Raw genomic sequence first — 20,382 nt, forward strand, 5'->3', positions numbered from 1 at the left:
TGCCCGACGAAAAGCGATACAGGCCGCAAAATCCGATCACATTACCGATGGACTCGGGAACGTTGTTTGCTTATGTTTTGTTACAACCCTGAACGACGTAGTCCCCGTTCACGAGACGAGTGCTGCGCACACCTCCAATAGAAGAACAAAAATATGGCCCTTTGCAGTACGAACGAGATTCCTCAGCAGGTATTCCAATACTGGTGGCAACAGCAAGGTGATTGGGTCGAAGAGCCCAACGCTCGCCGCGGCGGCAAAAGTGGTGTGCAGCGCCTGCTGGATGAAACCGGCGTGCTCTACGCCAAGAAACAGATCGGCCATATCTACCGCAGCCTGCTGCACCCACAGGGACGCCCGACCGTACTGCGCGAACGCAGTGCATTGCTGGCCCTGGACGCACTCGGCGTGCCCGTTCCCAAGCTGATCTACTGCGGCGTTGAACGCGACCCACAACAGGGCTGGCGGGGCCTGCTGGTGACCGCCGAGCTCGAAGGCTTCATGGACATCGAAAGCTGGTACGCCAAAGGCGGCCGCGAAGCCTGTGGTGAAGCCGTACACACCGAGTTGCTGCAACTTGTTGGCGCGACTCTGGCGCGCATGCACCTGGGGCGCTGGCAGCACGGTTGCCTGTATGCCAAACATGTATTCGTTAACGTTGCCGGCGAAACGCCGCAGGTTGCCCTGCTGGATCTGGAGAAAAGCCGTCGCCGCCTGACACGCGCCCAGGCCGCTCAGCACGACCTGCCTCAACTACGACGCCACAGCCCCTGGTCCGACGCCGACTGGCAGCAACTGCTGCAGGGCTATCGCCAGATCTTCGCCGATGGTGCCAAAGGCCTCGGCACGGCTATTGCCTGAACAAACGACTGCCGGCCCAGGGCCGGCAGTGTTTTTCCCGCAACACCTCGTTCCATCCGCATCACCCCCACCAGGAAGTGGCTCTACCTTGCACCTTTGCGCTGGGTAGCAAGCAGAGCTGCAGGCGACTGCAACTGCCAGGGCCGGCTGTTACAGGGGGCCTTAACGGGCACCTAAGGTTACGTCGATACGTTACCCGCAGCATTGTTGAACCAACCGACAAGGCCCGTGTCCCAGCACAGCCCCGGCTGGTGCCAGCTACGCGCTAAGACCGTTCGTCGCATGAGACGACGACAAGGCAATGGGTGATCTAGGTTTAGCGAACAGCGTTTGGCAGCGCTTTCAAGGGGTTAGCAAAATGAAATTAGAAATAGCACGAGGTTTGTTCCTGGGCCTCGCCCTCAGCGTAACGGCAATCGCCGCCGCAGCCTGGCAGGAGCCCGGCCCACGCGTGCTGGAAGCGCAAACCTGCACCGCCGCAGAACCCTGCCCCACCGCGCCTTTGCGCAAGCAAGTGCAGCCCGCCGCCAAACCCGATGCCAACCTGCTGGTGCTGATGTTCGGCCTCAGTGGCGCGATGAAGGGCGAGCACTAAGCCACACCCACGGTCACACCTCGCCCAGCGGGCTGACCTGCAGCAGCAGGTGGCCCGCCAGGCGCTGCCTCTTGCCGCTCATACCCGCGCAGCTCGATCACCCGCTCTGCTCCTCGATACTTCCAGTACTCGCTCATGCCTCTGGCCCCACAGGCCACATCCCTGAAAATGCCCGCATAGTGGCGTTTTAGAGCCTCTCGTTCAGTTTTGATTAAGTAAGAATCTTTATCGTTGCCCTGGAAGTGACCGAACGGTCACAGGCGTTTGGCTGGCAGTCGAGAACGTCACCGATGAAAATCACAGGAGATGCAACGATGAACTCAACCGCTTCCCGAACCGGCAACACCCTGCGCCCCGTCGCCAAGGACAACGCCCAGGCCGCCCTGCAACAATTGCTGCAGGGCTTTCGGCGTTTCCGCCAGGAGGTCTACCCGCAGCAGCAGGCGCTGTTCAAGCGTCTGGCCTCGGCGCAGTCGCCCAGCGCAATGTTCATCACCTGCGCCGACTCGCGCATCGTGCCGGAGCTGATCACCCAGAGCGACCCCGGCACTCTGTTCGTCACCCGTAACGTGGGTAACGTGGTACCGCCCTACGGACAGATGAACGGCGGCGTGTCCACCGCCATCGAGTACGCCGTACTGGCGCTCGGCGTGCAGCACATCATCGTCTGTGGCCATTCCGACTGCGGCGCGATGAAGGCCGTGCTCAACCCGGCCAGCCTCGACGGCATGCCAACCGTGCGCGCCTGGCTGCGCCACGCCGAGGTGGCGCGCAGCGTGGTGGCGGACAACTGCAATTGCGGCAGCGCCCACGAAACCCTCGGCGTGCTGACCGAAGAGAACGTAGTGGCCCAGCTCGACCACCTGCGCACACACCCTTCCGTCGCCGCCCGTCTGGCCAGCGGCCAATTGCAGATCCATGGCTGGGTCTACGACATCGACAGTGGCGGCATCCGCGCCTACGACGCCGCGTCGGGCAACTTCCTTCCGCTTGATGGCGACGAGCAGCCCTGCGCTACCCCGCAACCGCGCTACGCCAGCGTCTGATCCACCCATTCCCCTGAGCCTGCGCCCCTGGATGGCGCGGGCACGGGCTGCTTTTGCCCGTAGATCGGGCAAGGAGAGATATTCATGACTGTATTTCGCACACTGCCACGGGACGCGCTGGCGTCCGTGGTGGTCTTTCTCGTCGCCCTGCCACTGTGCATGGGCATCGCCATCGCCTCCGGCATGCCGCCGGCCAAGGGGCTGATCACCGGCATCATCGGCGGTCTGGTGGTCGGTTTCATCGCCGGCGCACCGCTGCAGGTGAGCGGCCCAGCTGCCGGCCTGGCCGTGCTGGTGTTCGAGCTGGTGCGTACTCACGGCATGGCTGCGCTAGGCCCGGTGTTGCTGCTGGCCGGACTGATCCAGCTGGTCGCCGGCACCTTGCGCCTGGGCGGCTGGTTTCGCGTCACCGCGCCGGCGGTGGTCTACGGCATGCTCGCCGGCATCGGCATCCTCATCGTGCTGTCGCAGGTGCACGTGATGATCGATGCCGCGCCCAAGGCCTCCGGCCTGGACAACCTGCTGGCCTTCCCCGGCGCCGTGCGTGATGCGCTGAGCCTGCTCGGCAGCAACGCCATGATCGCCGGTGCAGTGGGCCTCGGCACCATCGCCAGCATCTGGCTGTGGGAGCGTTTTCGCCCAGCGCCACTGCGCTTTCTGCCCGGCGCGCTGGTCGGCGTGACGCTCGCCACGCTGATCAGCCTGTGGCTGACACTGCCGGTCAAACGCGTCGAACTGCCGGCCAATCTCGGCGATGCCATCGACTGGATCACCCCACAGGGCCTGGCCAGCCTGGCCGATCCGCAACTGCTGATCGCCGCCCTCGCCTTGGCCTTTATCGCCAGTGCCGAGACATTGCTCTCCGCTGCCGCCGTCGACCGCATGCACGATGGCCCGCGTGCGCGCTTCAACCGCGAACTGTCCGCCCAGGGCATCGGCAACATGCTCTGCGGTGCAGTCGGCGCCCTGCCGATGACCGGCGTGATCGTACGTAGCTCGGCCAACGTGCAAGCCGGCGCTCGCGGCCGCGCCTCGACCATCCTCCACGGCGCCTGGCTACTGGCCCTGGTCGCTCTGCTGCCCGCCGTGCTGCAGAGCATCCCGGTGGCCAGCCTCGGCGCGGTACTGGTGTACACCGGCTGCAAACTGGTCGACCCCAAGGCCATGCGCAACCTCGGCCAGTACGGCCGTGCCCCGGTGTTCATCTACGCCGCCACGGCGCTATGCATCGTCTTCACCGACCTGCTGACCGGCGTGCTGGTGGGCTTCGCCCTGACCCTGCTGAAACTGGTGTGGAGCGCCTCGCGCCTGCGCGTGAAACTGGTGCCCACCGGCCCGAACAGCGCCGAACTGCGCATGAGCGGCGCCGCCACCTTCCTCCGTGTGCCACAACTGGCCAAGCTACTGGCCGGCGTCGAACCGGGTACCTGCCTGCACCTGAGCCTGGCGCGGGTCAGCTACATCGACCATGCCTGCATGGAACTTCTGGAAGACTGGGGCCGCTCCGCCCGCGCCCAGGGCGGCGGATTGGAGATCGTCGAAGGTGCGGCGTTGAAACGCCGAGTGGAAGGTAGACAGCGCACGGCGCTGGCCTGAACGCACCACGGCTCACTCACGCAGGCTGGTGAGTGAGCCAGGTCAATGGATCGACTAATGGCCTATGGCGCAACGCCATTATTCGCAGTAATGTCGATCCATCGCCCAGCAAGGACGCACCATGGCCAGCAAACCCAACACCGCCCGCCAGCATAAGCACTTCGCTGTTCTGATCGATGCGGACAACGCCCCCGCTGCCATCGTCGAAGGCCTTTTCGAAGAAATAGCCAAGTACGGCGTCGCCAGCGTCAAACGCATCTATGGCGACTGGACCCAGCCCAACCTCGGCAGTTGGAAGAAGGTGCTGCTCGACCACTCCATCCAGCCGATCCAGCAGTTCGCCTACACCAAGGGCAAGAACGCCACCGACAGCTCGCTGATCATCGACGCGATGGACCTTCTTTATACCCGGCGCTTCGATGGCTTTTGCCTGGTTTCCAGCGACAGCGACTTCACGCGGCTGGCAGCTCGCTTGCGCGAGGAAGGACTGGAGGTAATTGGCTTCGGCGAACAGAAAACGCCGCCGCCCTTCGTGAAGGCATGCGACAAGTTCATCTATACCGAGTTGCTGCGCGACGACGCGAACGAATCGGAGAGTTCTGCCGCACAACAGCCTGAAACCCCAGAGCCCAAACCAGCCGCCGGCAACACAACCCCCGCCGAAGTCGCACCAGCAGAAGTCAACCGACCGAAAGTCCCAGTAACGCTGATTACCAAGGTTATCGACGACATTTCCGACGAAGATGGGTGGGTCCATATGGCAGCCCTCGGAGAAAACCTGCGAAAACTGAAGTCCGACTTCGATCCTCGTCTGTATGGTTTCAAGAAACTGTCTGACTTGATCAAGGCACGAAATGGGCAGTTTGAGTTACAGGAGCGAGGAGTTACAGCCACTGGAGGAAAAGTGCTATATCTGCGCAACAGAAAGGCGGCAACCAAACAATAAAACTTAAAAACTTCTTCGCCCGTACAGATACAGCTGCTCAATAAAACCCACACCAACTAAAAAAACAAGGAACACGACAATGGAACAATCTTGTCTTTTCGGTCCAAATTTCTTAGAAAAATTAGTTGGAAAGAATATTCTACATGACCCCAAAATTGCCATTGTAGAGTTAGTTGCGAACGCATGGGATGCAGGAGCTAGCGAGGTAAAAGTAGTTTGGCCCACCAACAAAAACGAACAACACTTCTCAATCGAAGACAATGGCTCAGGCCTCACGGAAAAAGAATTCACATCGAGATGGCGTACGCTTGCATACGATCGAATACAAACGCAGGGAAGCACGATTGTCGTTAATGACAGAAAAAGAACAGTATTCGGAAAGAACGGCGTAGGCCGTTTTGCAGGATTCTGTTTCGGAGAATCCTACTTTGTCGCCTCAAACAAGAATGGAGAACATATAGAATACGAAATTAAAGCCGGCAGTGGTGATGCTCCATTTACATTAATAAAGCACCCCCCGTTGACCTTCATCAGGGAACACGGTACTCGAATTTTTGTCCGTACTAGTTCCTCACTCAGGATCAGTGAAGAAGATGTACGTTCTGAACTCGGAATGCGATTTCTGACCGATCCATCTTTCAAATGCATCGTCAATGGAGAGCCTGTAAATTTCTCACATATCCCCAACGAAAACATTTCCCATGAAATTATTGAACTGGAGTCAGGAAACATAATAAACATTGCAATCATCGATACGAATGATGCAGATAGAACAACCAAACAACATGGCATAGCTTGGCATGTAAATGGTCGCCTTGTGGGCGAGGCAGATTGGAAAAGTTATGGATTTGACGAAATCATAGATGGTAGATCTTCAGAAGCCAAAAGGCACACCTTCATTGTCAGCGCTGACTTTCTATCGAAAACAGACTCCATTAAAAAAGATTGGACAGGATTCAACGCCACACCCGAATTTGAAGAAGTCCACACAAGTGTATTTGACTTTGTCAAGTCACACATATTAGGACAGACAAAACAAAAACGCGAGCGTGTCTTTTCTAATATAAAAAAGGCGCATGAGAAGGAGCTCCAGAAACTCACTCCACTACGGGCAGAAAGATGGGAAGAGTTTGTTACTGAAATACAAGGGGAGTGCACCAGTCTAACCGAAAAGGATCTTCTAAAATTGTCTGGCACCTTAATAAAAATGGAGCAATCTGACACCAAGTACTCTCTCATCAGCAAGCTACATGAATTGAACCCTGATCAAATTGATAGCCTGCATAGCATCCTTGCGGACTGGAGCCTTGATCTAGCGAAAGAAGTTCTAGACGAACTCCAGATAAGACTAAAACTGCTAGACGAATTACGCGAAAGAATATTAGATACCAACACAAAAGAAGTCCAAGAGCTTCAGCCGCTTTTTCATCAAGGCCTTTGGATATTCGGACCAGAATACGAAACTATAGAATTCACTTCCAATGAAGGAATGACAAAAGTAATTCAGAAACTTTTCAGCTCCAGCCTTGTCGGCACTCGCAACCGCCCCGACTTCGCAATATTACCAGACAGCACAGTGGGAAATTATTCATACCATAAGTATGACGAAGAAGGCGGTGAGATCGGGATTGACAAGCTCGTAATAGTGGAACTTAAAAAACCAGGAATCCCCATTAGCACCGACGAAAAGGGACAGTGCTGGAAATATGTGAGTGAACTAATAAAGTCCGGGCTCATTGACCAAGACACCAAGGTGACATGCTTTGTCTTAGGAAGTGAAATCGACCCAATCGAAAAAGGTATAAGAAAAGAAAATAATGATCGCTGCACAATTCAACCATTAGACTACCAAGTTGTTATTGCAAGAGCCAAAAGTCGCCTACTAAAGCTATACGACTGGGTTAAAGGTGCACCGTTTTTAGAAGAACAGAGAAAGCAGCTTGGATTTGAGGAAAGCCAAAATGTATTAGACTTTGAGATCCCAGCCAAAACCTCGTAATTCTGGAAAATAGGGCGGACCATGCGAAGCCTGTCCATCATTTGGCTCAACGCAATACAGCAGGCATACGCCAATCGCCCTTCGCGGTGGAACCTCGGAGCGACGATGGAGTGAGGGAAGTCGAGCGCAGCATGACGGGGACGCCTAGTTCCGGATGGCGAGGCACAGACCTTTTGGTTCCTTTGGGCGGGGCCGGCCATCCGGCGTTTGAAAAAAGTGAGTCGCCGTAAGGGCGATACGAAGCGAAGCGTAGTAACAGCCGCAGGCTGGCCCGGAGGGTGAGCGAAGCGAATCAACCGTACTCTCAGGCGATAGAGAGGCGGCGTCGGAGTGCAATACCCCAGCAAAAGCCCCAAGCACCCTCTCCCCTAGCCCCCGCCCTGCGCCCCGGCCCTTCGCATAGCTCAGGGCGCTTCAGCGGGCGAAGCAGTGCTTCGCTATTTCCGCTTACGCCCCATAAATGGGAGAGGGGAACTGATCGCGGGCCTGCAGCAATCTCAGCAGGCTTCTGAGATTTTCGCGGCTGAAGCCGCTCCTACAGATTTGGGTGGCTTCGGGTCGCGGCTGAAGCCCCTCCCACAAGAACGTAGCGATACCAGCGGCCTTGCCTTCACGCCCCCGCAATCAATCGCTCGATGATCTCCCGCCGCTCAGGATGCTCCGGCACCTGAATGCCAAACTCCTCACGCAACACCCTGAGCACCTCATCGACACTCTGCAACTGCACCCGCTCACTGGCCTGTCCCAGGCGATGGATCGCGAAGCTGCCGTTGTTCAGCGTCTTGCGCAGGCCGGGCCCGGTGCGGGCGGCGATCATCTGGCCGAGGAACGGCGAGTCCGGGTGGGTGCACACGTACCAGTTACCCACCACGTAATCGATATCCGCCACCTGCTGCAGATCGAACACGTACATCGCCCGCCAGCTACCCGCCACCAACGCGCGCAAGGTGTAGGTGCCATCCACCAGCGTCAGGCGATAGGGCTCATGCGGCGTGGCCTGCTCGCCCTCGCTGTCGAGCAGCAAGGGGCCGGTCGGCACCATGCCGCCGAAGCCGACATCGGTGATGTAGCGCACGCCACCCAGGGTCACCAGCACCAGCATATGGGTACGTGCCGGCAGGGCATCCTCCGGCCCGCCCATGACCACGCGCCCGGTCAGCCCGCGCGCGTCGAAGCGCAGCGCCTGCAACAGCAGCAGGTACAGACGATTGAGTTCGAAGCAGTAGCCGCCACGGCCCTGGCGTAGCAACTTGTCCTGGATCGCGGCGGGTTCGACCTCAACCGGCACGCGCAGCATGCTCGCCAGGGTTTCGAAGGGGAACTCGGCGGTGTGCCGCGCCTGCAGCTCGCGCAGGGTGTCGAGGGTCGGTGGCGGCGCCGACGAGTAACCCAGGCGCTCGAGGTATGTGTGTAGATCCAGCATGAATGGCTCGGTCATCGTGCATCTCCCTTTTCTACCTGCCGGCTGTTTTACCAGAGGGCGTGGACAGACGATATGCAACGAGCGGCATGGCGTGCTCGAATCAGTGCTATCGGTTTGCGGTAGCCGGCACACACAAATCGACAGAAATGCGCCAATCTATCGCTCACCGCACGAGCTTGCCCGAGGACTCCATGATGCACCTGCGCCATTGCTGCACCCTTTCCCTGTTACTCGCCCTGGCCGGCTGCGGCGCCGGTGAGACGGCCGCTACGGCGACACTCCAGACTGAGCAGGCCAAACAGGCCCAGCAGCAGATGGAGCAGCTCAAGCAGCAGATCGACCAGGCCAATGCGGCGAACACTCAGCGCCTGCAGGAGGCCATCGATCAGGCGCAGTGAACGGCGTCTCCAGCGGAGCGCTGCTTGCAACGAGCAACGCGCCGCCTGACAACAAAAAGGCCGATCTATTGATCGGCCTTTTCGTGCAAAGCAGCAGCTCGCTCAGCCATTGCTGGGGAAGGCGAACTGCGCCGCTTCGTGGCTCTTGCGTGCCGGCCAGCGCTGGGTGATGGCCTTCTTGCGGGTGTAGAAGCGCACGCCATCCGGGCCGTAGGCGTGCAGGTCGCCGAACAGCGAGCGCTTCCAGCCGCCGAAGCTGTGGTAGGCCACCGGTACCGGCAGCGGCACGTTGACGCCGACCATGCCCACTTCGATCTCGTCGCAGAACAGGCGCGCCGCTTCTCCGTCACGGGTGAAGATGCAGGTGCCGTTGCCGTACTCGTGATCGTTGATCAGTTGCATTGCTTCTTCCAGGCTGCCGACGCGAACGATGCACAGCACCGGGCCGAAGATTTCGTCGGTGTAGATGGTCATGTCCGGGGTCACTCGGTCGAACAGGGTGCCGCCGACGAAGAAGCCGTTCTCGTTACCCGGCACCACCAGACCACGACCATCGACCACCAGCTTGGCGCCCTGCTCTACCCCGGCATCGATGTAGCCCTTGACCTTGTCACGCGCAGCAGCGGTGACCAGCGGGCCCATGTCCAGGCCGCAGGAGGTGCCGGCACCGATTTTCAGCGCCTGGATCTGCGGAACGATCTTGTCGACCAGCGCGTCAGCAATCTGGTCGCCCACGCACACGGCCACGGAGATGGCCATGCAGCGCTCGCCGCAGGAGCCGTAGGCCGCCCCCATCAGAGCGCTGACAGCGTTGTCCAGGTCGGCATCGGGCATCAGCACGGCGTGGTTCTTGGCGCCACCCAGAGCCTGCACGCGTTTGCCGCGCTTGGTGCCTTCGCTGTAGATGTATTCGGCGATGGGGGTCGAGCCAACGAAGCTCAGGGCCTTGACCTCGGGCGCTTCGATCAGCGCGTCGACCGCGTCCTTGTCACCGTTGACCACGTTAAGCACGCCCTTGGGCAGGCCGGCCTGGTTCAGCAGCTCGGCGATGAACAGGGTGGAGCTGGGGTCGCGCTCGGACGGCTTGAGGATGAAGCAGTTGCCGCAGACGATGGCCAGCGGGTACATCCACAGCGGCACCATGGCCGGGAAGTTGAACGGGGTAATGCCTGCCACGACACCAATGGGTTGCAGGTCGGTCCAGGCGTCGATGTTCGGGCCGACGTTGCGGCTGTATTCGCCCTTGAGAATTTCCGGGGCGGCGCAGGCGAACTCGACGTTCTCGATGCCGCGCTTGAGTTCACCGACGGCGTCCTCAATGGTCTTGCCGTGCTCGGCGCTGATCAGCGCGGCGATTTCGTTCTCGTTCTGCTCCAGCAGTTGCTTGAAGCGGAACATGATCTGCGCGCGCTTGGCCGGCGGGGTGTTGCGCCAGGCCGGGAAGGCGGCTTTGGCGGCATCGATGGCCAGTTGCATGGTGGCGCGATCAGCCAGGCCGACGGCGCTGGTGGAGTCGCCGGTGGACGGGTTGTATACCGGGGCACTGCGACCGTTGCCGGCAACGCGCTCGCCGTTGATCAGGTGAGGGATATGGCTCATGGGGAAGCTCCTAGACGTAATTATTGTGGGTAGGAGCCGGCTTGCCGGCGATCCGTTTTACAACATCGCCCGCAAGCGGGCTCCTACAGAAATGGGTGCGCTCGCTCTTAATCCAGCTTGTTCAGCACGTCGCCAACGGCATTGAAGACGCGGTCGAGGTCTTCCATCTTGGCGTTGAAGGTCGGCCCGAACTGCAGAGTGTCGCCACCGAAGCGTACGTAGAAACCCGCCTTCCACAGGGCCATACCGGCCTCGAACGGACGGATCACGGCGTCGCCATCACGCGGGGCGATCTGCAGGGCGCCAGCCAGGCCACAGTTGCGGATATCGACGATGTGCTTGGTGCCCTTCAGGCCATGCAGCGCGGCCTCGAACTTCGGCGCCAGCTCGGCGGACTGCTGGATCAGGTTCTCGCGCTTGAGCAGCTCCAGGGTGGCCAGGCCAGCGGCACAGGCGACCGGGTGTGCCGAGTAAGTGTAGCCATGGGTGAACTCGATCATGTGCTCCGGCGACGGCTGCTGCATGAAGGTGTTGTAGATCTCGCTGCTGGCGATCACCGCACCCAGCGGGATGGCGCCGTTGGTGATCTGCTTGGCGACGTTCATCAGGTCCGGGGTCACGCCGAAGAACTCCGCGCCGCTCCACTTGCCCATGCGGCCAAAGCCGGTGATCACTTCGTCGAAAATCAGCAGGATGTTGTGCTGCGTACAGATCTCGCGCAGGCGCTGCAGGTAGCCCACCGGCGGCACGATGGCACCGGCCGAGCCGGACATCGGCTCGACGATCACCGCAGCGATGTTGGAGGCATCGTGCAGTTCGATCAGCTTGAGCAGTTCGTTGGCCAGTTCCACGCCGCCGGTCTCGGCCATGCCCTTGGTGAAGGCCATGCCCGGTTGCAGGGTGTGCGGCAGGTGGTCGGCGTCCATCAGTTGGCCGTACATCTTGCGGTTACCACCGATGCCGCCGAGGGAGGTGCCGGCGATATTGACGCCGTGGTAGCCACGGGCGCGACCGATGAAGCGGGTCTTGGACGCCTGGCCCTTGAGGCGCCAGTAGGCCTTGGCCATTTTCACCGCGGTGTCGGCGCACTCGGAGCCGGAGCCGGTGAAGAACACATGGTTGAGCTCGCCCGGCATCAGATCAGCGACCTGCTCGGCCAGCTTGAACGACAGCGGATGGCCGTATTGGAAGCCCGGCGAATAGTCGAGGGTGCCGAGCTGCTTGGCCACGGCGTCCTGGATTTCCTTGCGCGAGTGGCCGGCGCCGCAGGTCCACAGGCCGGACAGGCTGTCGTAGATCTTGCGGCCCTGGTCGTCGGTCAGCCAGTTGCCCTCGGCCGCCACGATCAGGCGCGGGTCGCGCTGGAAGTTGCGGTTGGCGGAGAACGGCATCCAGTGCGCATCCAGCTTGAGCTGGCTGGCCAGGGACGGGGTTGCGGTCTGCGGCATGTTCATTGGAGGAGCCTCGCACTCGACGGTGTCGTGGGAGGGGCTTTAGCCGCGAAGATCGACAGCAATCGCGGCTGAAGCCACTCCTACAAGGGAATTGAATCAGTTGCCAGCAAAGGTGCCACGGGCATAGAGTCAGTAAAACAGCACTCTTCTTATCTTCAGTTCAAGGCTTACTAAACAAATGAGCAGCCGCCGCCCCGATCCGCTGGCCCAGGTCAGCGACTTTGAAATCCGCCTGCTCAAGCTGTTTCGCAGCGTGGTGGAATGCGGCGGTTTTTCCGCCGCGGAAAGCGCCCTAGGCATCGGCCGCTCGGCAATCAGCCAGCAAATGAGCGACCTCGAACAGCGCCTCGGCCTGCGCCTGTGCCAGCGTGGCCGCGCCGGCTTCGCCCTGACCGAGGAAGGCCGTGAGGTGTACCAGAGCACTCTGCAGCTGCTGGCGGCGCTGGAGAGCTTTCGCACCGAGGTCAACGGCCTGCACCAGCACCTGCGCGGCGAACTGAACATCGGCCTGACCGACAACCTGGTAACCATCCCGCACATGCGCATCACCAATGCCCTGGCGCGCCTCAAGGTGCAGGGGCCGGACGTGCGCATCCATATCCGCATGACGCCGCCGTCGGAAGTGGAACAGGGCGTGCTCGACGGTCGCCTGCATATCGGCGTGGTGCCGCAGGTCGGCGCCCTCTCCGGTCTGGAATACCAGGCGCTCTATGACGAGCGCTCGCTGCTCTACTGCGCGGTCGGCCACCCGCTGTTCTACGTCGATGATCTGCAGCTCGAGGACGAAAGACTCAACGCCCAGGAGGCCATCGCCCCAACCTTTCGCGTGCCGCCCGAGGTGCAGAGCCATTACCAGGCGCTCAATTGCACGGCCAGCGCCTCGGACCGTGAAGGCATGGCCTTTCTCATCCTCACAGGGCGCTATATCGGCTACCTGCCCGACCACTACGCCCAGGCCTGGGTGCAGCAGGGTCGCCTGCGCGCGCTCAAGGCGTCCACTCGCTACTACGACATCAACCTGGCAGCGGTGACGCGCAAGGGCCGCCGCGCGCACCTGGTGCTGGAGAGTTTTCTCGACGCCCTGGCCGAAGCCTGAGCCCGCACCATGGCCGCGCATGCCGAGCCAGCGCGGTGCATTGCGAACATGACAAGACCGCCGGATGCGAGCAGATCAGGTATCTGTACCCCATGAAAAGCATGCTGCTGCGCAGAACTCCAAAAAAACTGATCACATGGACAGCTTCTTGCATAAGGGCGAGCGCCCTCTGCTGCGAGAACTCGCCATGACCACCGAATCACCGACATCGTCCGAACTGCTCTACGGCCTGGACGACCGCCCTGCGCCGCTGCCGGCCTTCTTCGCCGCGCTGCAGCATGTACTGGCCTGCTTCGTCGGCATCGTCACCCCCACCCTGATCATCGGCGGCGTGCTCGGCCTGCACGAACAGTTGCCTTACCTGATCAGCATGGGCCTGATGGTGTCCGGCGTCGGTACCCTGATCCAGGCGCGCCGCCCGTTCGGCATCGGAGCCGGAATGATCTGCGTGCAGGGCACCAGCTTCGCCTTCCTCAGTGCCGTGCTGGCAGCTGGCTTGATGGTCAAGGCACGCGGCGGCAGCCCGGACGACATACTGGCGATGATCTTCGGCGTGTGCTTCTTCGGCGCCTTCATCGAGATGGTCCTGAGCCGCTTCATCGGTCGTCTGCAACGCGTCATCACGCCGCTGGTAACCGGTATCGTCATCACCATCATCGGCGTCAGCCTGATCAAGGTGGGCATCACCGATGTCGGCGGCGGCGCCAAGGCGGAGAACTTCGGTGCGCCGATCAACCTGGCTCTGGGCGCCCTGGTGCTGCTGACCATCATCGTGCTCAACCGCCTGAGCAATCCCTGGCTACGCCTGTCGGCGATCGTCATCGGCCTAGTGGTGGGCTCACTGGCTGCCTGGCTCAGCGGTGTGCTGGTGCCCAAGGCATTGCCCGAACTGCCGCTGGTGAGCCTGCCGATCCCGTTTCGCTACGGTTTCGACTTCGACTGGATGGCCTTCGTCCCGGTAGCGCTGATCTACCTGATCACCGCCATCGAAACCACCGGCGACCTGACCGCCAATTGCATGATCTCGAAACAGCCGATCAACGGCCCGCAGTACCTGCAACGGATCAAGGGCGGAGTGTTCGGCGATGGCGTCAGCTCGCTGATCGCCGCGGTGTTCAACACCTTTCCCAACACCACCTTCAGCCAGAACAACGGGGTGATCCAGCTCTCCGGCGTGGCCAGCCGCCACGTTGGTTACTACATCGGCGCCATTTTGCTGATCCTCGGCCTGTTCCCGGTGCTCGGCGCCATCCTCCAGCAGATTCCCAAACCGGTGCTGGGCGGCGCTACCCTGGTGATGTTCGGCACGGTCGCCACCGCTGGCATTCGCATTCTCGCCCAGGCGCCGCTGGACCGACGCAGCCTGCTGATCATGGCCACCAGCTTCGGCATCGGCCTCGGCGTTTCCAGCCAGCCGGACCTGCTGAGCCAGATGCCCACGCTGGTGCAGAACGTATTCGGTTCGGCAATCACCAGCGGCGGCCTGACGGCCATCCTGATGAACCTGCTGTTGCCGCTGGAATCAGCCAGCGCGAGCACGGCTGGACAAGAGCAGGAAACCTGAGGCGTCCAGGTGCACGGGGGTCGGCCCGCGCACAAACCTGGTGCACAAGCCCGGCGTGAGGGTATTTCCTGCCATTTTTCCGCGACTTGCGCTTGTCACCCAAGCGGCGCTGGGGTATCAGTGCAAACGCTCTGCCCCAAGATCAGCCCGGAATCGCCCCATGACCTTCGAAGTCCCCGCCCACAGCGCCCACGACAAGCCCGCCGGGCGCATTCGCCAGAAGAATGAAGAAGCCATCATCAAGGCTGCCGAGGAAGAATTCGCCCGGCACGGCTTCAAGGGCACCAGCATGAATACCATCGCGCAGAACGTCGGCCTGCCCAAGGCCAACCTGCACTACTACTTCAACAACAAGCTGGGGCTGTACCTGGCCGTGCTGAGCAACATCCTCGAACTGTGGGACAGCACCTTCAATAATCTGAGCGTCGATGACGACCCGGCCGAAGCGCTGGAACGTTACATCCGCGCCAAGATGGAATTCTCCCGGCGCCAGCCGAAGGCTTCGCGCATCTTCGCCATGGAAGTGATCAGCGGTGGCGACTGCCTGTCGCAGTACTTCAACCAGAACTACCTGGACTGGTTCCGTGGCCGTGCTGCGGTGTTCGAAGGCTGGATCGCCGCCGGCAAGATGGACCCGGTCGACCCGATCCACCTGATCTTCCTGCTGTGGAGCAGCACCCAGCACTACGCCGACTTCGCCTCGCAGATCTGCCGCGTGAAGCAGAGCTCGCGCCTGACCAAACAGGACTTCGAGCAAGCCTCCGATCAACTGGTGCAGATCATCCTCAAGGGCTGCGGCCTGACGCCTGCTGCCAAAGCCTGATGGCGTTCACCCTGCTCGGCCCTTGCGAATACCGCGAGGAGATTCGCAAGAGCCGCTTCATTGCCCTCGCCGCGCCGATTGCCAGCGCGGCCGAGGCGCAAGCCTTTATCGACAGCCACAGCGATCTGGCCGCCTCGCACAACTGCTGGGCGTGGAAGGTCGGCAACCAGTACCGCTTCAACGACGACGGCGAACCGGGTGGCACGGCTGGCAGGCCGATCCTTGCCGCCATCGAGGGGCAGGACTGCGATCAGGTGGTGGTACTGGTGATTCGCTGGTACGGCGGCATTCAGCTCGGCACCGGCGGCCTGGCCCGCGCCTACGGCGGTAGCGCGGCGAAATGCCTGCAAGCTGGCGAGCGCCGTGAACTGGTGCTGCGGCAGCCCTTCAACTGTCATTTGCAGTTCGCCGAACTGCCGCTGTTCAAGGCGCGTCTGAACGAGTTCGACAGCCTGATCGAAAGCGAGGATTACGATGCTGCCGGCGCGCGTCTGCACTTGGCCGTGGCACCGGACGAACGCGCGGTGCTGGAGCGCCTTCTTGGCGATATCAGCCGTGGCCGCGAGAATCTGAAAGCGCCATGAAACGAACGACCGCTGCCCTGCTGCCGCTGCTGTGGCTCGCCCTGTCGGCCCACGCCGAAGTGCAGGAGCGTTTGCAGGAACAGTACTACGACCTGCAGGTAGCGTCCGGAGAGTCCCTCAGCCGCGCCATCAACCAGGCCTCACCGATTCGCCAGAACGGCCAGATCTACCACGCCTACACACGCTGGCAGGTGCAATGGAACTTCTGGTGGCGCGAACAGCGTGATGGTCGCTGCCAGATCGACCTCACCCGCACCCGGTTGAGCGCCACCATCACCCTGCCCCGCCTCGGTGGCGGCGACGCACAGCAGCGCCAGCGTTTCGAACAGTATCTGGGCGCACTGCGCGAGCATGAGCTGGGCCATTACCGCATCGGCCAGGCGGCGGCGGCCGAGATCGACGCGGCGCTGCTGGCGACACCTGAATACCCCAGCTGCACCGAGCTGCAACAGCAGGCCAACCGGCGCGCCAATGCCGTGCTGCAACGGCATCTCGAACATGAACGCCGTTACGACCGCGAAACCGGCCATGGCCACAGCCAAGGCGCCAGGTTGACGGAATAACACTGCAGCAAAAATGTAGGAGCGGCGCCCCGCCGCGAATCGTGCCTGGACGCACTCGAAAAGCTTCGCCCCGGGGCTGGCCTCCTACAGGGGATTGCCGTGCCAGGCTTATCGGATCGACATTCGCTATGCTGATCTTCTTTCTCATCCGCCATGGAGCCTGACATGACTGCCTCCCGATCCATTCTGATCATCGGTGCCTCACGTGGCCTCGGCCTTGGTCTGGCCGGTGAATTCGCCGCCCAGGGCTGGGCCGTGACCGCCACCGTGCGCAGCGCCGCGCAACAAGCGCCGCTGCAGGCACTGCCCGGCGTGCGCGTGGAGCAACTGGAGATGACTGATCCGGACAGCCTCGAGCAGTTGGCTGGCCGCCTGAATGATCAGCAGTTCGACGTCATCTTCGTCAATGCCGGGGTCGCCGGCCCCGAGCACCACAGCACTGCACAGGCCAGCGCCGAGGAAATGGGTCAGCTGTTCCTGACCAACGCCGTCGCCCCGCTGCGCGTGGCCGAGCGCTTGCTGCCGAACCTGGCCGCCGAGCATGGGCTGATCGTGTTCATGAGCTCGATCCTCGGCAGCATCGAGGCGGGTGCCGGCCTGGGCATGCCGCTGTACGGCGCCAGCAAGGCTGCGCTCAACCACCTCGTGCAGTGCTTCGTGCGCACTCAGGACAACCCAAAACTCGGCGTGCTGCTGATGCACCCAGGCTGGGTACGCACCGACATGGGCGGCGCCGACGCCCCGCTGGATATCGACAGCAGTTGCAAGGGTATGGTCGAACAGGTTAGCGCTGCCGTCGGCCGGCCAGGCCTGCGTTATCAGGACTTCGAGGGCAATCCTTTGCCCTGGTAAAAACGCTCAACCCGGGCTGCTCGCAGAAGCTAGCCCTGGTAGCCACAAGTAGTGATTTCTGGTGCCCCCCGGATTACATCCGGGCAACGGTCGCGGCTAAAGCCCCTCCCACAGGTGGGTACCGCTTTTGTGGAAGGGCTTTAGCCGCGCACGCGCGAATACGGTGCATTGTGCGCAGCACACGGAAAGACGCGCACCAATGGCAAGCATTGCATTGCGCTCGGCCATAGGCGAGAGCCCATAAAATGGATTTTCTGACTCACTGGCCAAGTTTTTGCTTTAGCCCCGCTCAGTCATGTTCATGAGCGCTTCCCATGTCCGCCCCACCCGCTTCCCCACGCCTGCAGCTGACGGCCATCAGCAAGCAATACCCCGGCTGTCTGGCCAACGACCGTATCGACCTGACCATCGCCCCCGGTGAGATCCGCGCCCTGCTTGGCGAGAACGGCGCCGGCAAGAGCACGCTGATGAAGATCATCTACGGCGTCACTCAACCCAGCAGTGGCGAGATTCGCTGGCAGGGTCAGGCCTTGAAGATGCGTGATCCGGCCATGGCGCGCGGCCTGGGCATCGGCATGGTGTTCCAGCATTTCTCCTTGTTCGAGACCCTGAGCGTGGCCGAGAACATCGCCCTGGCCATGGGCGCGGGCGCCGGTACGCCGAAGCAACTGGAGCCGAAAATTCGCGAGGTGTCGCAGCGCTACGGCATGGCGCTGGAGCCGACGCGCCTGGTGCATAGCCTGTCCATCGGTGAGCGCCAGCGGGTGGAAATCGTCCGTTGCCTGATGCAGGACATCCAACTGCTGATTCTCGACGAACCCACCTCGGTGCTCACCCCGCAGGAGGCCGACGAACTGTTCGTCACCCTGCGCCGCCTGGCCGCCGAGGGCTGCAGCATCCTATTTATCAGCCACAAGCTCGGCGAGGTGCGCGCGCTGTGCCAAAGCGCCACGGTGCTGCGCGGCGGGCTGGTGTCCGGCCATTGCGTGCCGGCAGAATGCAGCGACCTGGAGTTGGCGCGGCTGATGGTCGGTGATGCCGAGGGGCTGGAAAGCAGCTACCCGAAAGTCAGCGGCGGCCTGCCACGCCTGCGTGTCGACGACCTCAGCTGGCACAACCCCGATCCCTTCGGCTGCTCGCTCGAACACCTTCGTCTGGAAGTACGCAGTGGCGAGATCGTCGGCATCGCCGGCGTGGCCGGCAATGGCCAGGACGAGCTGCTCGCGCTGCTCAGCGGCGAAACCCGCCTACCGCGTGGCGAACGCGAGCGGGTCAGCCTGGATGCCGCGCCAGTGGCCAATCTGCACCCTGATGCGCGGCGCCAGCTGGGCCTGGCTTTCGTGCCGGCCGAACGCCTCGGCCACGGTGCGGTGCCGGAGATGAGCCTGGTGGACAACGCCCTACTCACCGCCTTCAGTCAGGGACTGGTCAAGGGCGGCCTGGTGCAGCGCGGCAAGGTACGCGCGCTGGCTGAAGAGATCATTCGCCGCTTCGCGGTGAAAACGCCGGATGCCGACACGGCGGCGCGCAGCCTGTCCGGCGGCAATCTGCAGAAATTCATCCTGGGGCGGGAAATCCTGCAAAACCCGAAACTGCTGGTGGCCGCGCACCCGACCTGGGGCGTGGACGTTGGCGCCGCTGCGGCCATCCACCGTGCGCTGATCGCCCTGCGCGATGCTGGCGCGGCGATCCTGGTGATCTCCGAAGACCTCGACGAGCTGTTCCAGATCAGCGACCGCATCGGCGCGCTGTGCAGCGGGCGCCTGTCGCCACTGGCCGAGACGGTGGAGGTATCCACCGTGGAAGTCGGCCGCTGGATGGCCGGTGAATTCGATCAACCCGCCGCCGCTGCGGCTTGCTGACGGAGCCCGTCATGCTGTTATCCCTGGAACCGCGCGGCCAGCAATCGCGCCCCATGCTCTGGCTGTCGCCGCTGCTGGCCGCCGTACTGACCCTGCTCAGCGGCATGCTGCTGTTCACCCTGCTCGGCCATGACCCGCTGGAGACCCTGCACACCCTGTTGATCGCACCGGTCAGCGATTGGTATGGCGTTTCCGAACTGCTGGTCAAGGCGCTGCCGATCCTGCTTTGCGCCCTGGGCCTGGCGGTAGCCTACCAGGCGCGCATCTGGAACATCGGCGCCGAAGGCCAACTGCTGATCGGCGCCCTCGCCGGCAGCGCCATGGCCCTGCAACTGATCGACTGGGACAGCCGCTGGGCACTGACCTGGGTCGTGTTGGCCGGCACCTGCGCAGGCGCGGCCTGGGCCGGGCTTACCGCCTGGCTGCGCACGCAGTTCAACGCCAACGAAATCCTCACCAGCATCATGCTCAACTACATCGCGTTGAACCTGCTGCTGTTCTTCGTGCATGGCCCGCTGAAGGACCCGGCCGGTTTCAACTTCCCCGAGTCGGCGATGTTCGGCGATGCCAGCCGCCTGCCACTGGTCAGCGAGGACGGTCGCCTGCATGGCGGCCTGTACCTGGCACTGCTGGCCCTGGTGGCGGTGTGGGTGCTGCTGCACAAGAGCTTTCTCGGCTTCCAGATCAAGGTGCTCGGCCTGGACAAGCGCGCCGCCGGCTTCGTCGGCTTTCGCGAGAAACGCCTGGTGTGGTTCGCCCTGCTGGTCAGCGGCGCCCTGGCCGGCATAGCCGGCGTCGGCGAAGTGGCCGGGCCGATTGGCCAACTGGTGCCACAGGTCTCGCCCGGCTACGGCTATGCGGCGATCACCGTGGCCTTTCTGGGCCGCCTCAATCCGCTCGGCATCGTCGCCGCCAGCCTGCTGATGGCGCTGCTCTACCTGGGCGGTGAGAACGCGCAGATGAATCTCAACCTGCCGCAGGCGATCACCCAGCTGTTTCAGGGAATGATGCTGTTCTACCTGCTGGCCTGCGACGTGCTGATCCTCTACCGGCCACGGCTGAAGTGGAAATGGGGCAAGCGCGAGACGCTCGCCGAGGCGACCACCTGACTGTGGGAGTGGCTG

General features: G+C 61.9%; 18 protein-coding genes. 15 read left to right on the forward strand and 3 right to left on the reverse strand.

The features are described from left to right. Positions 1-153: 153 nt before the first annotated feature. The 6 genes from BLT86_RS14285 (at position 154) to BLT86_RS14310 (ending at position 7,040) form a co-directional block, all read left to right on the forward strand. The gene (locus BLT86_RS14285; RefSeq protein ID WP_017675402.1) at positions 154-858 is read left to right on the forward strand and encodes a lipopolysaccharide kinase InaA family protein; all 705 of its coding nucleotides are present in this window, start codon (positions 154-156) and stop codon (positions 856-858) included. Between the two features lie 358 nt (positions 859-1,216). Then, positions 1,217-1,453, forward strand: coding sequence for a hypothetical protein (locus BLT86_RS14290; protein ID WP_026088431.1), 237 nt, complete (start codon positions 1,217-1,219; stop codon positions 1,451-1,453). A gap of 314 nt (positions 1,454-1,767) precedes the next feature. Then, positions 1,768-2,499 (forward strand): carbonic anhydrase, encoded by a 732-nt coding sequence (locus BLT86_RS14295; protein ID WP_017675404.1) that lies wholly within the window; start codon positions 1,768-1,770, stop codon positions 2,497-2,499. 84 nt (positions 2,500-2,583) lie between these two features. Further along, a complete protein-coding gene (locus BLT86_RS14300) occupies positions 2,584-4,095 on the forward strand; it encodes a SulP family inorganic anion transporter (protein WP_092377524.1) in 1,512 nt (503 codons plus the stop codon). 121 nt (positions 4,096-4,216) lie between these two features. After that, positions 4,217-5,041, forward strand: a complete 825-nt coding sequence (locus BLT86_RS14305; RefSeq protein WP_092377527.1) for an NYN domain-containing protein — start codon at positions 4,217-4,219, stop codon at positions 5,039-5,041. 79 nt (positions 5,042-5,120) lie between these two features. Beyond that, positions 5,121-7,040, forward strand: coding sequence for an ATP-binding protein (locus BLT86_RS14310; RefSeq protein WP_092377530.1), 1,920 nt, complete (start codon positions 5,121-5,123; stop codon positions 7,038-7,040). A gap of 610 nt (positions 7,041-7,650) precedes the next feature. Here BLT86_RS14310 and BLT86_RS14315 read toward each other — a convergent pair. Beyond that, positions 7,651-8,478 (reverse strand): arylamine N-acetyltransferase family protein, encoded by an 828-nt coding sequence (locus BLT86_RS14315; RefSeq protein WP_092377532.1) that lies wholly within the window; start codon positions 8,476-8,478, stop codon positions 7,651-7,653. A gap of 176 nt (positions 8,479-8,654) precedes the next feature. Here BLT86_RS14315 and BLT86_RS14320 point away from each other — a divergent pair, with 176 nt between their 5' ends. Next, complete coding sequence (locus tag BLT86_RS14320) at positions 8,655-8,861, forward strand: hypothetical protein (RefSeq protein WP_197676065.1); 207 nt, start codon at positions 8,655-8,657, stop codon at positions 8,859-8,861. A gap of 102 nt (positions 8,862-8,963) precedes the next feature. On the opposite strand, the gene BLT86_RS14325 is transcribed toward BLT86_RS14320, so the two are convergent. Next, the gene (locus tag BLT86_RS14325; protein ID WP_021489391.1) at positions 8,964-10,460 is read right to left on the reverse strand and encodes a CoA-acylating methylmalonate-semialdehyde dehydrogenase; all 1,497 of its coding nucleotides are present in this window, start codon (positions 10,458-10,460) and stop codon (positions 8,964-8,966) included. Between the two features lie 107 nt (positions 10,461-10,567). Continuing rightward, complete coding sequence (locus BLT86_RS14330; protein ID WP_017675411.1) at positions 10,568-11,914, reverse strand: aspartate aminotransferase family protein; 1,347 nt, start codon at positions 11,912-11,914, stop codon at positions 10,568-10,570. Positions 11,915-12,092: 178 nt separating this feature from the next. Between BLT86_RS14330 and BLT86_RS14335 the strand changes: the two genes are divergently transcribed. The 8 genes from BLT86_RS14335 (at position 12,093) to BLT86_RS14370 (ending at position 20,367) form a co-directional block, all read left to right on the forward strand. Further along, positions 12,093-13,010, forward strand: coding sequence for a LysR family transcriptional regulator (locus BLT86_RS14335; RefSeq protein WP_017675412.1), 918 nt, complete (start codon positions 12,093-12,095; stop codon positions 13,008-13,010). A gap of 187 nt (positions 13,011-13,197) precedes the next feature. Then, positions 13,198-14,574, forward strand: coding sequence for a uracil-xanthine permease family protein (locus tag BLT86_RS14340; RefSeq protein ID WP_092380428.1), 1,377 nt, complete (start codon positions 13,198-13,200; stop codon positions 14,572-14,574). A 160-nt stretch (positions 14,575-14,734) separates the two neighbouring features. Beyond that, positions 14,735-15,397 (forward strand): TetR/AcrR family transcriptional regulator, encoded by a 663-nt coding sequence (locus tag BLT86_RS14345; protein ID WP_059392616.1) that lies wholly within the window; start codon positions 14,735-14,737, stop codon positions 15,395-15,397. Then, the gene (locus BLT86_RS14350; protein WP_092377538.1) at positions 15,397-15,981 is read left to right on the forward strand and encodes an IMPACT family protein; all 585 of its coding nucleotides are present in this window, start codon (positions 15,397-15,399) and stop codon (positions 15,979-15,981) included. The genes BLT86_RS14345 and BLT86_RS14350 overlap by 1 nt, the downstream gene beginning before the upstream one ends. Next, positions 15,978-16,544, forward strand: a complete 567-nt coding sequence (locus BLT86_RS14355) for a DUF922 domain-containing protein (RefSeq protein ID WP_092377541.1) — start codon at positions 15,978-15,980, stop codon at positions 16,542-16,544. Before BLT86_RS14350 ends, BLT86_RS14355 begins: the two co-directional genes overlap by 4 nt. A gap of 165 nt (positions 16,545-16,709) precedes the next feature. Next, complete coding sequence (locus tag BLT86_RS14360; RefSeq protein WP_092377544.1) at positions 16,710-17,396, forward strand: SDR family oxidoreductase; 687 nt, start codon at positions 16,710-16,712, stop codon at positions 17,394-17,396. Between the two features lie 314 nt (positions 17,397-17,710). Further along, complete coding sequence (locus BLT86_RS14365) at positions 17,711-19,258, forward strand: ABC transporter ATP-binding protein (protein ID WP_092377547.1); 1,548 nt, start codon at positions 17,711-17,713, stop codon at positions 19,256-19,258. Positions 19,259-19,269: 11 nt separating this feature from the next. Then, a complete protein-coding gene (locus BLT86_RS14370) occupies positions 19,270-20,367 on the forward strand; it encodes an ABC transporter permease (RefSeq protein WP_092377550.1) in 1,098 nt (365 codons plus the stop codon). Positions 20,368-20,382 lie beyond the last annotated feature (15 nt).

It is taken from the genome of Pseudomonas sihuiensis, assembly GCF_900106015.1.
Lineage (GTDB): Bacteria > Pseudomonadota > Gammaproteobacteria > Pseudomonadales > Pseudomonadaceae > Aquipseudomonas > Aquipseudomonas sihuiensis.

Bases quoted from the DNA above. Each gene is read 5' to 3' on its own strand.
- BLT86_RS14285 (WP_017675402.1), top strand. From the start codon at position 154: ATGGCCCTTTGCAGTACGAACGAGATTCCTCAGCAGGTATTCCAATAC.
- BLT86_RS14290 (WP_026088431.1), top strand. From the start codon at position 1,217: ATGAAATTAGAAATAGCACGAGGTTTGTTCCTGGGCCTCGCCCTCAGC.
- BLT86_RS14295 (WP_017675404.1), top strand. From the start codon at position 1,768: ATGAACTCAACCGCTTCCCGAACCGGCAACACCCTGCGCCCCGTCGCC.
- BLT86_RS14300 (WP_092377524.1), top strand. From the start codon at position 2,584: ATGACTGTATTTCGCACACTGCCACGGGACGCGCTGGCGTCCGTGGTG.
- BLT86_RS14305 (WP_092377527.1), top strand. From the start codon at position 4,217: ATGGCCAGCAAACCCAACACCGCCCGCCAGCATAAGCACTTCGCTGTT.
- BLT86_RS14310 (WP_092377530.1), top strand. From the start codon at position 5,121: ATGGAACAATCTTGTCTTTTCGGTCCAAATTTCTTAGAAAAATTAGTT.
- BLT86_RS14315 (WP_092377532.1), bottom strand. From the start codon at position 8,478: ATGACCGAGCCATTCATGCTGGATCTACACACATACCTCGAGCGCCTG.
- BLT86_RS14320 (WP_197676065.1), top strand. From the start codon at position 8,655: ATGATGCACCTGCGCCATTGCTGCACCCTTTCCCTGTTACTCGCCCTG.
- BLT86_RS14325 (WP_021489391.1), bottom strand. From the start codon at position 10,460: ATGAGCCATATCCCTCACCTGATCAACGGCGAGCGCGTTGCCGGCAAC.
- BLT86_RS14330 (WP_017675411.1), bottom strand. From the start codon at position 11,914: ATGAACATGCCGCAGACCGCAACCCCGTCCCTGGCCAGCCAGCTCAAG.
- BLT86_RS14335 (WP_017675412.1), top strand. From the start codon at position 12,093: ATGAGCAGCCGCCGCCCCGATCCGCTGGCCCAGGTCAGCGACTTTGAA.
- BLT86_RS14340 (WP_092380428.1), top strand. From the start codon at position 13,198: ATGACCACCGAATCACCGACATCGTCCGAACTGCTCTACGGCCTGGAC.
- BLT86_RS14345 (WP_059392616.1), top strand. From the start codon at position 14,735: ATGACCTTCGAAGTCCCCGCCCACAGCGCCCACGACAAGCCCGCCGGG.
- BLT86_RS14350 (WP_092377538.1), top strand. From the start codon at position 15,397: ATGGCGTTCACCCTGCTCGGCCCTTGCGAATACCGCGAGGAGATTCGC.
- BLT86_RS14355 (WP_092377541.1), top strand. From the start codon at position 15,978: ATGAAACGAACGACCGCTGCCCTGCTGCCGCTGCTGTGGCTCGCCCTG.
- BLT86_RS14360 (WP_092377544.1), top strand. From the start codon at position 16,710: ATGACTGCCTCCCGATCCATTCTGATCATCGGTGCCTCACGTGGCCTC.
- BLT86_RS14365 (WP_092377547.1), top strand. From the start codon at position 17,711: ATGTCCGCCCCACCCGCTTCCCCACGCCTGCAGCTGACGGCCATCAGC.
- BLT86_RS14370 (WP_092377550.1), top strand. From the start codon at position 19,270: ATGCTGTTATCCCTGGAACCGCGCGGCCAGCAATCGCGCCCCATGCTC.